The sequence below is a fragment of the Streptomyces sp. NPDC046379 genome, assembly GCF_055587785.1.
Window position 1 is genome coordinate 72417 of the sequence record NZ_JBVJFP010000002.1, and the last position, 14761, is coordinate 87177.

9 protein-coding genes are annotated in these 14761 nt (G+C 72.2%); 7 read left to right on the top strand and 2 right to left on the bottom strand.

From position 1 onward, the window contains the following. Window positions 1-249 precede the first annotated feature (249 nt). Window positions 250-2415 (bottom strand): RecQ family ATP-dependent DNA helicase, encoded by a 2166-nt coding sequence (locus ACZ6KF_RS04355; protein WP_469175197.1) that lies wholly within the window; start codon window positions 2413-2415, stop codon window positions 250-252. A gap of 118 nt (window positions 2416-2533) precedes the next feature. Between ACZ6KF_RS04355 and ACZ6KF_RS04360 the strand changes: the two genes are divergently transcribed. The 6 genes from ACZ6KF_RS04360 (at window position 2534) to ACZ6KF_RS04385 (ending at window position 11654) form a co-directional block, all read left to right on the top strand. After that, window positions 2534-4108, top strand: a complete 1575-nt coding sequence (locus ACZ6KF_RS04360) for a DUF4192 domain-containing protein (protein WP_469237230.1) — start codon at window positions 2534-2536, stop codon at window positions 4106-4108. Window positions 4109-4283: 175 nt separating this feature from the next. Next, window positions 4284-5042 (top strand): NUDIX hydrolase, encoded by a 759-nt coding sequence (locus tag ACZ6KF_RS04365; RefSeq protein WP_356633147.1) that lies wholly within the window; start codon window positions 4284-4286, stop codon window positions 5040-5042. A gap of 69 nt (window positions 5043-5111) precedes the next feature. Further along, a complete protein-coding gene (locus tag ACZ6KF_RS04370) occupies window positions 5112-7013 on the top strand; it encodes an ABC transporter ATP-binding protein (RefSeq protein WP_469237232.1) in 1902 nt (633 codons plus the stop codon). A gap of 161 nt (window positions 7014-7174) precedes the next feature. Continuing rightward, complete coding sequence (locus tag ACZ6KF_RS04375; RefSeq protein WP_356633151.1) at window positions 7175-8062, top strand: FadR/GntR family transcriptional regulator; 888 nt, start codon at window positions 7175-7177, stop codon at window positions 8060-8062. Between the two features lie 1001 nt (window positions 8063-9063). Next, window positions 9064-10611, top strand: coding sequence for an RNA polymerase sigma factor (locus ACZ6KF_RS04380; protein ID WP_356633153.1), 1548 nt, complete (start codon window positions 9064-9066; stop codon window positions 10609-10611). A 215-nt stretch (window positions 10612-10826) separates the two neighbouring features. Continuing rightward, window positions 10827-11654 carry a S1 family peptidase gene (locus ACZ6KF_RS04385; protein WP_356633155.1) on the top strand — a complete coding sequence of 276 codons (828 nt, stop codon included), beginning with the start codon at window positions 10827-10829 and terminating at the stop codon, window positions 11652-11654. Between the two features lie 249 nt (window positions 11655-11903). On the opposite strand, the gene ACZ6KF_RS04390 is transcribed toward ACZ6KF_RS04385, so the two are convergent. Beyond that, on the bottom strand, window positions 11904-12131 hold the full coding sequence (locus ACZ6KF_RS04390; RefSeq protein WP_356633157.1) for a DUF7455 domain-containing protein: 228 nt from the start codon (window positions 12129-12131) through the stop codon (window positions 11904-11906). Between the two features lie 441 nt (window positions 12132-12572). On the opposite strand from ACZ6KF_RS04390, the gene ACZ6KF_RS04395 reads away from it, so the two are divergent. Then, window positions 12573-14696, top strand: coding sequence for a DNA gyrase/topoisomerase IV subunit B (locus tag ACZ6KF_RS04395; RefSeq protein ID WP_356633159.1), 2124 nt, complete (start codon window positions 12573-12575; stop codon window positions 14694-14696). Window positions 14697-14761 lie beyond the last annotated feature (65 nt).

Consider the following 14761-nt stretch of genomic DNA (forward strand, 5'->3'; position numbering starts at 1 on the left):
TCCCTTCGGCTACGCGCCCACACTGCGGGCGGGGTCGGGTTCGGGGGACGCCCACCACAGCAGAGCCCTACCTGGTCACGGGCGGGCCGTGCGGGGAGCGGACTTCAATTCTTCCTGTCGAACTTGAATGCGGCAACGAGCAATTGGGGCCACAGACCCTTATCGGGAGGTCTGTGGCTTATATCCGTACCCGGTGGGGCTCGGGTAATGCCCCGGGAAGCCGCCGCACGGGCGGGGCGGGACGCGCGGTCAGCCCTGAACGGCCAGCACCAGCGGCAACACCTCCCGCGCCCCGGCCCGTCTCAGCATGCGCGCCGAGACGGCCAGGGTCCAGCCGGTCTCCGTGAAGTCGTCCACGAGGAGCACGGGGCCCGCCGTCTCGGCCAGGGCCGCGGCGAGCGCCGGCGGGACGGTCAGCGCCCCGTCGAGCGCCTTGAGCCGCTGGGCGCTGTTGCTGCGCGAGAGCCGGGGCGCGTCGGCCGCGTACTCGACCGCGCCCAGCAGCGGCAGGCGGCCGACCTGCGCGATGTGGGCGCCGAGGGACTCGATCAGCCGGGGCCGGGTGCGTGAGGCGACGGTGACGACGCCGAGCGGGCGCGGCGGGGCGTCGGCCGCTCCCGAGGCCCAGCCGCCCGGCCCTTTGGCCCAGTCGGCCAGGACACCCACGACGGCCCTCGCCACGTCGTCCGGCACCGGTCCGTCGGGCGCCTGCGGCGTGAGCATGGGCCGCAGCCGGTTGCCCCAGCCGATGTCCGACAGCCGTCCCAGCGCCCGCCCCGGCGAGGCCTGCTCCGCGGCCGGAATGCGCCCCTTGAGCGGGACCCCGATGGCCGGCAGGCCGGTCGGCCACATACGGCGCGGCTCCACCTCGACGCCGGCCCGCCCCAGATCGCCCCGCGCGGCGTCCAGTGCCGCCTGAGACGTCCCCGCCGCGAATCGGGGGCCCGCGCAGTTGTCGCAACGGCCGCACGGCCTGGCGCCCTCGTCGTCCAGCTGTCGCTGCAGGAACTCCATCCGGCAGCCCGTCGTCGTCGCGTACTCGCGCATCGCCTGCTGCTCGGCCTTCCGCTGCCGGGCCACCCAGTCGTACCGCTCGGCGTCGTACGTCCACGGCCGGCCCGTGGCGACCCAGCCGCCCTTGACCCGGCGCACCGCCCCGTCCACGTCGAGGACCTTGAGCATGCTCTCCAGCCGGGAGCGGCGCAGCTCCACCTGCGGTTCCAGGGCGGGCAGCGACATGGGTGCGCCCGCGTGCGCCAGGACGTCCAGGGTGCGGCGCACCAGGTCCTCCGGGGGGAAGGCGAGGGAGGCGAAGTACTCCCAGATCGCCTCGTCCTCCTTCCCGGGCAGCAGGACGACCTCGGCGTGCTCGACGCCGCGTCCGGCACGTCCGACCTGCTGGTAGTAGGCGATCGGGGAGGACGGCGACCCGAGGTGGACGACGAAGCCGAGGTCGGGCTTGTCGAAGCCCATGCCGAGGGCGGAGGTGGCGACGAGCGCCTTGACCTTGTTGGCCAGCAGGTCGTCCTCGGCCTGCTGCCGGTCGGCGTTCTCCGTCTTCCCGGTGTACGCGGCGACCGTGTGGCCGCGGTGCCGCAGAAACGCGGTGACCTCCTCGGCGGCGGCCACGGTAAGGGTGTAGACGATCCCCGAGCCCGGCAGCTCGTCGAGGTGGTCGGCGAGCCAGGCCATCCGGTGCGCGGCGTCCGGCAGCCGCAGCACATGGAGGCTCAGACTCTCCCGGTCCAGCGGGCCGCGCAGCACCAGGGCGTCCGAGGAGCCGCCGGTCCCGAGCTGCTCGGCCACGTCCGCGGTGACCCGGGCGTTGGCCGTGGCGGTCGTGGCGAGCACCGGGACGCCCGGCGGCAGATCGGCGAGCATGGTGCGCAGCCGCCGGTAGTCCGGGCGGAAGTCGTGGCCCCAGTCGGAGATGCAGTGCGCCTCGTCCACCACCAGCAGTCCGGTGGCGGCGGCGAGCCGGGGGAGCACCTGGTCGCGGAAGTCCGGGTTGTTGAGCCGCTCGGGGCTGACCAGCAGGACGTCGACCTCGCCGGCGGCGATCTCCGCCTGGACCGACTCCCACTCCTCGGTGTTCGAGGAGTTGATCGTCCGGGCGTGGATGCCGGCCCGGGCCGCGGCCTCGACCTGGTTGCGCATGAGCGCGAGCAGCGGAGAGACGATCACGGTCGGTCCGCTGCCGCGGGCCCGCAGCAGCGAGGTCGCCACGAAGTAGACCGCGGACTTGCCCCACCCCGTGCGCTGCACCACCAGAGCCCGGCGCTTGTGGGCGACCAGCGCCTCGATCGCCCGCCACTGGTCCTCGCGCAGCCGTGCGGCGCCGGTCGCGTCCCCCACCAGACGGGCGAGGACGGCGTCGGCGTCGCTGCGCAGATCCGCGTTGCTCGTGTGCTCCATGCGTCCATACAACAGGACGCGACGGACGGACGACGGGTTCTCCACAGGGTGACGTGTCCCTGATCGGACTTATCCACAGGTTCGAGCGGGATTGCGCGATTCGCGGGATCGTCGCCGCATGACGAATCACAGCGAAACCACCGGATCCGCCGACGCCCACCAGGTCACGCTACGGACCCCCGCCGAACTGGTCGACGCCCTGCCCTACCTGCTCGGATACCGGCCCGAGGACAGCATCGTGCTCGTCGCCCTGCACGACAGGGGCGGGCGCGGCCGGTTCGGCGGCCGGGCCAGGCTCGGCATTCCCACCCATCCGCAGGACTGGCTCTCCGCTGCCCGGCAGCTCACGCACGGCCTGGTCGCCGGCAGCGAGCGGCGGGGCGCCCGGCCCGAGGAGATGGTCGCCTACCTCTGTCAGGAGCCGGGACCCGGGGAAACGGGCCGGCAGGTCATGGAACGCCTGCGCCCGCTGGCGCACGACCTGCGCGTCGAGTGCGGACTCCTCGACATCCCGGTGATCGACGCCCTGTGCATCTCGGACGGCCGCTTCTGGTCGTACTGCTGCGACGACCAGGCGTGCTGCCCGGACGAAGGGCTGCCCATGGGCCTGCCCGGCACCTCCGTGCTGGCCGCCGCGGCCACCTACGCCGGTGTGCAGGTGCGGGGCACGCTGCGCGAGCTGAGGGCGAGGCTGCTCCCGTGGGAGACGACGGCCGGAGTCCGGGAGCAGGAGGCCGCCCTGGACGCCGCCAATGCCGCCCTGGTCCCCAGGATGCTCGACGAGGCGGGCCGCCGCGCCGTGGCCGAGGAGACGCTGGCACTCGCCCGGCAGACCATGGCCCGCCTCGCCGCGGCGTCCGCCGTCACCGGCGCGGCCCCGGCCGACCGGCGCGACGACGGACTCCTCGCCCACGACGAAGCCGCCCCGTTGATCATCGGACTCCAGGACCGCACCACACGCGACCGCGCGGCCGAGTGGATGGAGGGCGACGCGGCCGGCCCCGCCCTCCGCCTCTGGCGCGCCCTCGCCCGCCGCTGCGTCGGACCCTACGGAGAGCACGCCGCCGCGCCGCTGACCCTGGCGGGCTGGGTCGCCTGGTCGACCGGCGACGAACTGGAGGCCAGGGAGGCCCTCGCCATGGCCCTCGGCGCGGACCCCGACTACCTCTTCGCCCGCCTCCTTCACCAGGCCGTCAACGAGGGACTGGACCCGGAGGCCCTGCGCCGCTGCCTGCGCCCGGGACGGCCCGACCGCGACCGGGCCGGGGCGGACGAATCCGGAGAGGCCAAACCAGGAGAGGGCGAAGGCGGGGAGGACGAGCGCGGGGAGGGCGAGCGCGGGGAGGGCGGGAGCGGAGAGGGCCAGGCAGGAGAATCGGCGGTGCCGGATGCCGTCGACGGCCCCAAGGTGGTGGCGCAGTCCCGCGGGACACGGTCGTGCACGTCGGAGCGGAAGGCCCCGCGGCGCCGCCGCCCGACACCGGCAGCGGGAGCCGGCATCGGGCCCGGGAGCGGACGCGGCGCAGGGACGCGTCCGTGGGCGTCCGGCAAGGGGCCGTCCGGCAAGGGGCCGTCCGGCAACGGGCCGGCCGGCAGGGCGGCGACCGGTGAGACGGTCGGCGGTGAGGCGGTCGGCGGGAAGGCGGTGGGTGGGAAGGCAGGGGGCGGCGAGGCGGTCGGGGGCGAGGGATGAGCGGCGAGACGTGATCGGCAAGAGGGCGACGCGTCGGCGTGGCGCCCGGTGGCCCGGCCCGGTAGCCGAGGGAAGCGGCGCCGGGGGAGAAGCGTGAGCCGAACCATGCCGGACCGGCCACGATGCGGCCGACGAAGGGAGTGTTTATCGTCAGGCAGACGACTATGATCGCGGCATGCCCTACGACCCGTCAGCCTTTCCGCCCTTCGCCGTGACCGTGGACCTGGTCGTGCTGACCGTGCGCAGGCATGCCCTGTGCGCGCTGGCGGTGCGCCGGGGCGAACCCCCCTTCCAGGGGCGGTGGGCGCTCCCCGGCGGCTTCGTACGGGACGACGAGGACCTGGCCCAGGCCGCGGCGCGCGAACTGGCCGAGGAGACCGGACTGACCGTGCACGACCCGTCCGTCCCCGCCCAGGACAACGGCGCGCACCTGGAACAGCTGGCGACCTACGGCGATCCCAAGCGCGACCCGCGCATGCGCGTCGTCAGCGTCGCCCACCTCGCGCTCGCCCCCGACCTGCCCGCCCCCCGCGCGGGCGGAGACGCGGCCAACGCACGCTGGGCGCCGGTCGAGGAACTGCTGCAGCAGGGCGGCTACGACCGGGACGGCGAACCCGTGGCGCCGCTCGCCTTCGACCACGCGCAGATCCTCGCGGACGGGGTGGAGCGCGCCCGCTCCAAGATCGAGTACTCGTCGCTGGCGACGGCGTTCTGCCCGCCCGAGTTCACCGTGGGCGAGCTGCGCCGGGTCTACGAGGCGGTGTGGGGCGTGGCGCTCGACCCGCGCAACTTCCACCGCAAGGTCACGGGGACGCCCGGCTTCCTCGTGCCCACCGGCGGCACGACCACGCGCCAGGGCGGCCGTCCGGCCCAGTTGTTCCGGGCCGGCGGGGCCACGCTCCTCAACCCCCCGATGCTGCGCCCCGAGGTGTGACGCCGAGGCACGTCACCGGCAGCGCCCCGATGCCCGAAAAACCGGATATGGCACGCTATCTTGCTACGGGTGATCCAGGCCTTCGGACTGACCAGCAATCCCCGCAAGGGCCTTCCGCCCGCCCTCGACGACGTCTCCTTCGAAGCCCGCGCGGGCGACGTCACCGTGCTCCTCGGGGCGTCCGGCGCAGGCAAGACCACGGCGCTCAGGCTGATGCTCGAGCTCCAACAGGGCCGGGGCATCACCTACTTCAGGGGCCGCCCCCTGCACCGCATCGCCCATCCGTCGCGCGAGGTCGGTGTGCTGCTGGGCGACCTGCCGGGGCATCCGGGCCGTACCGTCCGCGGCCATGTGAGGATGCTGTGCGCCGCTGCGGGCGTCCCGGCCCGGCGAGCCGACGAAGTCCTGGAAACCGTCGGCCTCGTCAGCCTGCGCGACGAACGCCTCGGCACCCTCTCCCGCGCCATGGACCGCCGCCTCGGCCTCGCCTGCGCCTTGCTTCCCGACCCGCACACCCTGCTGCTCGACGACCCCGCCGACGGACTCTCGGGACGGGAGAGCCGCTGGCTCCACGACATGCTCCGCGCGCACGCGGCCCAGGGCGGCACGGTGCTGCTCACCACGGCCGACCCGAAGGAGGCCGCGCGCATCGCCGACCGGGTCGTCACGCTGGAGGGGGGCAGGCTGGTGGCCGAACAGGACGCCGAGGAGTTCGCCCGCACCCGGCTGCGGCCACGCGTCGCCGTCCGCACCCCGCACGCCCCTCGCCTCGCCGCCCTGCTCACCAGGGAGGCCCGCAACGCCCACCGCTCCGTCGAGGTCGTCCAGGAGGGCGGCAACCGCCTGTCGGTGTACGGCAGTACCTGCGCCGACGTCGGCGAGACGGCGTTCCGGCACGGCATCCTCGTCCTTCAACTCGCCGACGAGATCGGTGACATGGGGCCCGGAGCGGGGGACCCCACGGACAGGGAGGGCAGGGAAGGCAGGGAGGACTGGCCGGGGAGGGGACACCAGGAGGCCAAGAAGACAGGGGCGAACGAAGAGGCTCAGGAAGCAACCGATCAAGGGGCGGCGGAAGCCACGACGAAAGGGACGGCAGCAGCGACGACGAAAGATGTGACGGCAGCGACGACGGAAGAGGCGACGGCAGGCCGTACCGCGCAGCTCCCCCCGCTCCCGCCCCCCATCTCCGTCCGCCCCGCCCCCAGCCCGCTCCGCCCGCTGCGCTACGAGTTGCGCCGGGCCGCCGGGATCAGCACCGGGTTCGTCACCGCGGCCGCCGTGCTCGTCGTCTCCGCGCTGACAGCGGTGTTCCTCGCCCGCGTCGGGCACACCCCGCAGCACCGGCTGCTCACCGCCTGGCCGAGGGAGCTGCCGCTGCCGCCCGCCGCGCTCGGCGCGGGTCTGCTCGGGGCGCTGGCCTTCGGGGACGAGTTCCGCCACCCCGCGCTGGCGGCCGACCGCGGCACCGTGCCGCGCAGGCTGGGGCTGCTGACCGCCAAACTCCTCGTCACCGGGGCCGTCGCGCTGATCCTCGCCGTCCTCACGGTGGGCTGCGACGCCGAGGTGCTCTATCTCGTCTACGGGCGGGAACTCGCCCAGGTTCCCGCCGACTGGCTGTCGCTGGGCGCGAGTTGGTTCGCGCTCATGGTCGGGTGCGCCTGGGCCGGGGTCCTCGCGGCCGGTGTCTTCCGGTCCACGACCGCCGGGCTCGCCGCCGTGGCGGCCGTGCCGATCGTCGTCGTACCCCTCGTACATAAGCTCTGGGAGGGACCGTCTGTGCGGACGGCAGCCGGGATGCACGGGCGGATGCGCGAGGTGCTGCTGTCGCAGTGGCCCTTCGGGGGAGAGCGCTATCTCGAGGCCGCGGCGCGGGTGATCGGTCAACCCGTCGGGGGCGCGCTGACGTTGTCGCTGACCGCTCTGCTCTGCGCTTATCTGTTCACCACCCTGCGCGGGAGGCTCCGATGACGCCCTGCGCACCCTTCCGGTCGGGGAGTGCGCACAACTCCCTTGGGGACGCTCATTTCTTTCCGATAAGGCGTCAATTGCGACGGGGTGAGCGATCACCCTTTCGTGTGCTTTTCACCAAAGACCTCAAGGGAGTTCGGAGCGACGCCGACAAAGGATCCGTGAGTACCCTTGCGCACACCATGATGACCCCCGCCCGTTCCGCGGACTCCGGCCTCGCCGGCCCGGGCGATCTCGACCGATACCCCTTCGCGGAGGCTCCCGTTCCCGACCGCGTCGCCGCCCCCTCCTGGGAGGGCGCGGACCCCGAGCTGGGCCGGGTGAGCCGGCGCGCCGCCGGCAGCCGCGGCCGCGGACTGCACGGCCAACTCGTCCAGCAGCTGGGCCAGATGATCGTCTCCGGCGACCTGGGCGCCGACCGCCCGCTGGTGCCCGAGGAGATCGGCCAGCGGTTCGAGGTCTCCCGCACCGTCGTCCGCGAGTCGCTGCGCGTGCTGGAGGCCAAGGGCCTGGTCAGCGCCCGCCCCAACGTCGGCACGCGGGTGCGGCCGGTCAGCGACTGGAATCTGCTCGACCCCGACATCATCGAATGGCGGGCCTTCGGGCCGCAGCGCGACGATCAGCGCCGTGAGCTGAGCGAGCTGCGCTGGACGATCGAGCCGCTCGCCGCGCGCCTGGCCGCCGGACACGGGCGCGAGGACGTGCAGCAGCGGCTCAACGACATGGTGGAGATCATGGGCCACGCCCTGGGACAGGGGGACGCGCTCACCTTCTCCCGGGCCGACTCCGAGTTCCACTCGCTGCTCATCCAGATCGCCGGCAACCGCATGCTGGAGCACCTCTCCGGCATCGTCTCCGCCGCGCTCCAGGTCTCCGGCGGCCCGGTCACCGGCTGCGACCGGCCGACCGAGGCGTCCCTCGCGCACCACGCCCGGATCGTCGACGCCGTGGTCGCGGGCGACGGCCCGGCTGCGGAGGCGGCCATGCGCCAGCTGCTGACGGTCCACCCCGAGGTCGAGCGAGTGGTCCCCGCGCCACGCGAACACTGACCGCGCACCCCGCGTGCCATGGCCCCGGACGCCTCCCGCCGCACGGCCACGCCGTCGACCTTCCCGGCCCCGGGTCCCCTCCCCGGTCCGGAACCGCATCGGCAGCCGACGACAGGCAGTCGTCACCGTGAGGCAGGGAATCAGTCACCCTCGGCAGGGCCGGGTGCCCCGCCCGGTCGGGGCGGTACCACGCCCGGTCGGGGACGGCCGTACTACCGGACGGTTGCCGACACCGCCCGGCCGGCGGCCGTCGTACGACCGGGAGCCGCCGGTGCCGTCCGGTCGGCGGTCGTCGTACGAGGGGCAGGGCCGGTTCGGTCCGGTACGGGGTCGTCGCGGCGGCGAAGGACCGCCGTCCGCGCTCGGCCGGGGAACGTCCGTCACCGGAGGGATGCCGTCACCGCTCGGTCGGACCTCGCCGCACCGCCCACCGGCCGGCCGGGCGCCAATGCCGTCCCCTCACCCCCTCCGTCGCCGCCGGCGGCCGGACGGCAGCCCGCACCACGCCAACCGCCTCCACACCGGCCCCGTCACCCCGGGACCGGACCGGGCAGCATCGGCGGCCTGGCGGCCTCGGCGGAGGCGTGCGGCATCGGCGAGGGAGCGCCGCGGCGGCCTCCGGTGCGGCCCGAAGCCGCTTCGAGGACGGCTGACGGCGTGCCGAGGACGGTCGACGGCGCTCCCCGTACGCTCCCCGTATGCCCGCAGGGCACCCCCGAAGGCTCCCCAGGGCCACAAGTAGACCCCTTGTGTCCGTGTCTGATCGGTTTAGACCGCTTACGGGGTGTGACTCGGGCCACGCAGATTGGGCGTAACGCTCGTGGAAACAACGCGATGACCTAAGAGGTGACAGCCGCGGAGGGAATACGGACGCCGTCAACGGCGCTGTGCATCTTCCCGGCCCCCGCCCGCGCCGTCGGCCCATCCCCAAGCCGGCGGTCGGCTCCTGTCCGTCATGGACGGGGCCGGAAGTCGTTTTCCAACGTTCCGAGAGGTTGTTCGTGTCGGCCAGCACATCCCGTACGCTCCCGCCGGAGATCGCCGAGTCCGTCTCTGTCATGGCGCTCATTGAGCGGGGAAAGGCTGAGGGGCAGATCGCCGGCGATGACGTGCGTCGGGCCTTCGAAGCTGACCAGATTCCGGCCACTCAGTGGAAGAACGTACTGCGCAGCCTCAACCAGATCCTCGAGGAAGAGGGTGTGACGCTGATGGTCAGTGCCGCGGAACCCAAGCGCACCCGAAAGAGCGTCGCAGCGAAGAGTCCGGCCAAGCGCACCGCCACCAAGACGGTGGCGGCGAAGACGGTGGCCACGCGCAAGACCGCCGCCGCCTCGGCCGCCCCCCCGGCCGCGCCCGCCGCCGACGATCCGGCAGAGGAAACCGCGCCCGCGAAGAAGGCCGCAGCCAAGAAGACGACCGCCAAGAAGGCGGCGCCCGCGAAGAAGACCGCCGCCGCCAAGAAGGCCGCGCCCGCGAAGAAGACCGCCGCCAAGAAGGACGACGTCGAGCTTCTCGAGGAAGAGGTGCTCGAAGAGGCGCCCAAGGCCGGCGACGAGCCGGAGGGCACCGAGAGCGCCGGGTTCGTACTGTCCGACGAGGACGAGGACGACGCGCCCGCCCAGCAGGTCGCCGCCGCCGGCGCCACGGCCGACCCGGTCAAGGACTACCTCAAGCAGATCGGCAAGGTCCCGCTGCTCAACGCCGAGCAGGAGGTCGAACTCGCCAAGCGCATCGAGGCCGGTCTGTTCGCCGAGGACAAGCTGGCCAACTCCGACAAGCTCGCGCCCAAGCTCAAGCGCGAACTGGAGATCATCGCCGAGGACGGCCGCCGCGCCAAGAACCACCTCCTGGAGGCCAACCTCCGTCTGGTGGTGTCCCTGGCCAAGCGCTACACCGGCCGCGGCATGCTCTTCCTGGACCTGATCCAGGAGGGCAACCTCGGTCTGATCCGCGCGGTGGAGAAGTTCGACTACACCAAGGGCTACAAGTTCTCCACGTACGCGACCTGGTGGATCCGCCAGGCGATCACCCGCGCGATGGCCGACCAGGCCCGCACCATCCGTATCCCGGTGCACATGGTCGAGGTCATCAACAAGCTCGCGCGCGTGCAGCGCCAGATGCTCCAGGACCTGGGCCGCGAGCCCACCCCGGAGGAGCTGGCCAAGGAGCTCGACATGACCCCGGAGAAGGTCATCGAGGTCCAGAAGTACGGCCGCGAGCCCATCTCGCTGCACACTCCGCTGGGCGAGGACGGCGACAGCGAGTTCGGCGACCTGATCGAGGACTCCGAGGCCGTCGTGCCGGCCGACGCGGTCAGCTTCACGCTCCTGCAGGAGCAGCTGCACTCCGTCCTCGACACCCTGTCCGAGCGCGAGGCGGGCGTCGTCTCCATGCGCTTCGGTCTCACCGACGGCCAGCCGAAGACCCTGGACGAGATCGGCAAGGTCTACGGCGTGACGCGTGAGCGCATCCGCCAGATCGAGTCCAAGACCATGTCGAAGCTGCGCCACCCGTCGCGCTCCCAGGTGCTGCGCGACTACCTCGACTGATCCGCAGTCCCCGGGTCGCGCCGGCTCCGGGACCGCACCACGCCGAAGGCCCGGCCCCCGCTCGTGTGACGACGCGGGGCCGGGCCTTCGCGCTGTGGACGTCCTGCCGGCGCGCGTCGTGGCGGCGGTCCCGCACGCCGCGCCGCGCGGGTGCGGGCATCGGTGGGGTGGATCACCCTAGGTTTCTCATGACCACCCCAGAGTGAGGAGCGCGCATGAGAGGTTCCGTTGCCCGTGCGCTGTCCCGGCCGTTGGTGCTGGCGGCCGTGGTGACCGCGATACCGCTGGCCTCCGCCACCCCGGCCGCCGCCGACCGCGTCGTCGTCGGCGGGTTCGCCGCCGACGCGTCCGACAGTCCCTGGACGGTGGCGCTGGCCAGCCGTGCCCGGTTCGGGGGCACGAGGTCGGGGCAGTTCTGCGGCGCCGTCGTCGTCGGCCGCAGCACCGTACTCACCGCGGCCCACTGTCTGTCCGAGGAGGTTCTCGGGGCGCCCCCGAAGCGGGTCGCCGACCTCAAGGTCGTCGCGGGCCGCACGGATCTGCGCTCGTCCAAGGGACGGGAGATCCCCGTGCGCAAGGTCTGGGTGAATCCGGGCTACGACGAACTCAGCAACGCCGGTGACTTCGCCGTGCTCACCCTCGCCAAGCGGCTCGAGAAGCGCGCGGTGATCCGGATGGCCCCGCCGCGGGACCCCGCCTACGCCGTCGGCACCGAGGCGACGGTCTACGGGTGGGGGGATGCGACGGGCACGGGCGCGTACTCGGACAGGCTGCGGGCCGCGCGGGTGCGGGTGCTGGCCGACAAGGTGTGCGCGAAGGCGTACCCGGGCGGTGGGGGCGGCACCTACAAGGCGGCCGCCATGCTCTGTGCCGGGCGGCAGGAGGGCGGCCGGGACGCCTGCCAGGGGGACAGCGGGGGGCCGCTGGTGGCCCGGGGCAAGCTGATCGGCCTGGTGTCCTGGGGGAGCGGCTGCGGGCGGGCCGGGAGTCCGGGCGTCTACACCCGGGTGTCCGACGTCATGCGCAAGCTCGGCTGGGTTTGAGCCCCGCAGGACCGCGGTCCTGCGGGCACGAGGACGGGCGGCAGCCCCTCTGGGAGGGACGGCCGCCCGCTCTCATCCGCTGGTAAGGAGTCCGCCGGTGCGGAGTCCATCTGCAGGGGTTCCTCCTGTCCGGGGTCCCCTCGTCGGGGGCCCGCCTGTGCGGAACCCATCTCTACGGAGTCCGTCTGCGCGGCATCCGTCTGTACGGCATCCGTCTGTACGGAGCTGGCTCGTCGTGGACGCGAGGTGTCAGCGCTCTTCTTCGGGAGCGGCCGGAGCGGACGTGAGCCGCTCCGTCTCGTCCTGTATCTCAGCGGCGATCTTCTTGAGTTCCGGCTCGAACTTGCGACCGTGGTGGGCGCAGAAGAGCAGTTCTCCGCCGCTCAGCAGGACGACGCGCAGGTATGCCTGGGCGCCGCAGCGGTCGCAGCGATCAGCGGCCGTCAGCGGGCTCGCGGGGGTCAGAACAGTAGTCACGTCGCCTCTTCTCTAGCTCGACGAGCTGTCGTACCAGGGTCAACATCCAACCAGCCCCAAAACGTTCCCGCTCGTGGCTTCTCCTCGAAAATTTTTTCCGAGTCGGCTGTCTGCTGCCGGTTGGCGGCGAATGTGCCGTATTGCGTGTCTATGTGTCTTACGGGTTCGCACTCATGGTCGGTCCGGTCCTCCCGGCTGGGTTGCCGGTGTGTTCATGAGGACGTGCCCGGAGCCTAAATGGTTCATGCCTCGAAGGGAACGTGATATGTGCTTCACCCCAACGAGGGATCGAACAAGCATGCGACCGTGGACTAGTCTGTGTTTCCGCACGAGGGTGGCGTTACAACGGCTCTACCAGGGCTGGGTACCCTCTGAGCGGCTACCCGAGCCGCGCCCTTACCCTTCCGGGGCCGAGACAAAATTCAGCGAGGAGCGAACCGCGTGACCGCCGAGACGTCCGTGCCGTCCACAGCGCTGCTGGCAGGAGCAGACCGGGACGGTTCCAACTACACCGCGCGGCACCTGCTCGTCCTCGAAGGGCTCGAGGCCGTCCGCAAGCGCCCCGGCATGTACATCGGGTCCACGGACAGCCGTGGCCTGATGCACTGCCTCTGGGAGATCATCGACAACTCCGTGGACGAGGCCCTCGGCGGATACTGCGACCACATCGAGGTGATCCTGCACGACGACGCGTCGGTCGAGGTGCGGGACAACGGCCGTGGCATCCCGGTCGACGTCGAGCCCAAGACCGGCCTGTCCGGCGTCGAGGTCGTGATGACCAAGCTGCACGCCGGCGGCAAGTTCGGCGGCGGCTCCTACGCGGCCTCCGGCGGTCTGCACGGCGTCGGCGCCTCCGTGGTGAACGCCCTGTCCGCGCGGCTCGACGTCGAGGTGGACCGCGGCGGCCACACCCACGCCATCAGCTTCCGGCGCGGCGTCCCCGGCGAATTCGCCGCCCTGGGCCCCGACGCGAAGTTCGCCCCCGGCAGCGGCCTGCGCAAGACCAGGCGAATCCCCAAGACCCGCACCGGCACCCGTGTGCGCTACTGGGCCGACCGGCAGATCTTCCTGAAGGACGCCAAGCTCTCCCTGGAGAACCTGCACCAGCGCGCCCGCCAGACCGCCTTCCTCGTCCCCGGCCTGACCATCGTCGTCCGCGACGAGTACGGCCTCGGCGACGGCGGCAGCAAGGGTGAGGAGTCCTTCCGCTTCGACGGCGGCATCAGCGAGTTCTGCGAGTACCTGGCGAGCGACAAGCCCATCTGCGACGTCCTCCGCTTCTCCGGCCAGGGCTCCTTCAAGGAGACCGTGCCCGTCCTCGACGAGCACGGCCAGATGACCCCCACCGAGGTCACCCGGGAACTCGGCGTCGACGTCGCGCTGCGCTGGGGCACCGGCTACGACACCACGGTCCGGTCGTTCGTCAACATCATCGCGACCCCCAAGGGCGGCACCCACGTCGCCGGCTTCGAGCAGGCGATCGCGCGGACGATGAACGAGGTGCTGCGCGCCAAGAAGCTGCTGCGCGTCGCCGAGGACGACGTCGTCAAGGACGACGCCCTGGAGGGCCTCACCGCGGTCGTCACCGTCCGTCTCGCCGAGCCCCAGTTCGAGGGGCAGACCAAGGAGGTGCTCGGCACCTCGGCGGCCCGCCGGATCGTGAACACCGTCGTCGCCAAGGAACTCAAGGCGTTCCTGACCGCCACCAGGCGTGACGCCGCCCAGCAGGCGCGCGTGGTGATGGAGAAGGTCGTCGCCGCCGCCCGCACCCGCATCGCGGCCCGCCAGCACAAGGACGCCCAGCGCCGGAAGACCGCCCTGGAGTCCTCCTCGCTGCCCGCCAAGCTCGCCGACTGCCGCAGCGACGACGTGGACCGCAGCGAGCTGTTCATCGTCGAGGGCGACTCCGCGCTCGGCACCGCCAAGCTCGCCCGCAACTCCGAGTTCCAGGCGTTGCTGCCGATCCGGGGCAAGATCCTCAACGTCCAGAAGTCGTCCGTCACGGACATGCTCAAGAACGCCGAGTGCGGGGCGATCATCCAGGTCATAGGAGCGGGATCGGGCCGGACGTTCGACATCGACGCCGCCCGGTACGGCAAGATCATCATGATGACCGACGCCGATGTGGACGGCTCCCACATCCGCTGCCTGCTGCTGACGCTGTTCCAGCGCTACATGCGGCCCATGGTCGAGGCCGGCCGGGTCTTCGCCGCGGTGCCGCCACTGCACCGCATCGAGCTGGTCCAGCCGAAGAAGGGCCAGGACAAGTACGTGTACACGTACTCGGACCGCGAACTGCGCGACAGGCTCATGGAATTCCAGACCAAGGGCATCCGGTACAAGGACTCGATCCAGCGCTACAAGGGCCTCGGCGAGATGGACGCCGACCAGCTGGCCGAGACGACCATGGACCCGCGCCACCGCACCCTGCGCCGGATCAACCTGTCCGACCTGGAGGCCGCCGAGCAGGTCTTCGACCTCCTCATGGGCAACGACGTCGCCCCGCGCAAGGAGTTCATCTCCAACTCGGCGGCGACCCTGGACCGGTCGCGCATCGACGCGTGAGGGCCACGGCGGCCAGGGCGCCGGGTCACTGGATGGGGTGAAGGGGACGGGGAAGATAAGTCCTG

Bases quoted from the DNA above. Each gene is read 5' to 3' on its own strand.
- ACZ6KF_RS04355 (WP_469175197.1), bottom strand. From the start codon at position 2,415: ATGGAGCACACGAGCAACGCGGATCTGCGCAGCGACGCCGACGCCGTC.
- ACZ6KF_RS04360 (WP_469237230.1), top strand. From the start codon at position 2,534: ATGACGAATCACAGCGAAACCACCGGATCCGCCGACGCCCACCAGGTC.
- ACZ6KF_RS04365 (WP_356633147.1), top strand. From the start codon at position 4,284: ATGCCCTACGACCCGTCAGCCTTTCCGCCCTTCGCCGTGACCGTGGAC.
- ACZ6KF_RS04385 (WP_356633155.1), top strand. From the start codon at position 10,827: ATGAGAGGTTCCGTTGCCCGTGCGCTGTCCCGGCCGTTGGTGCTGGCG.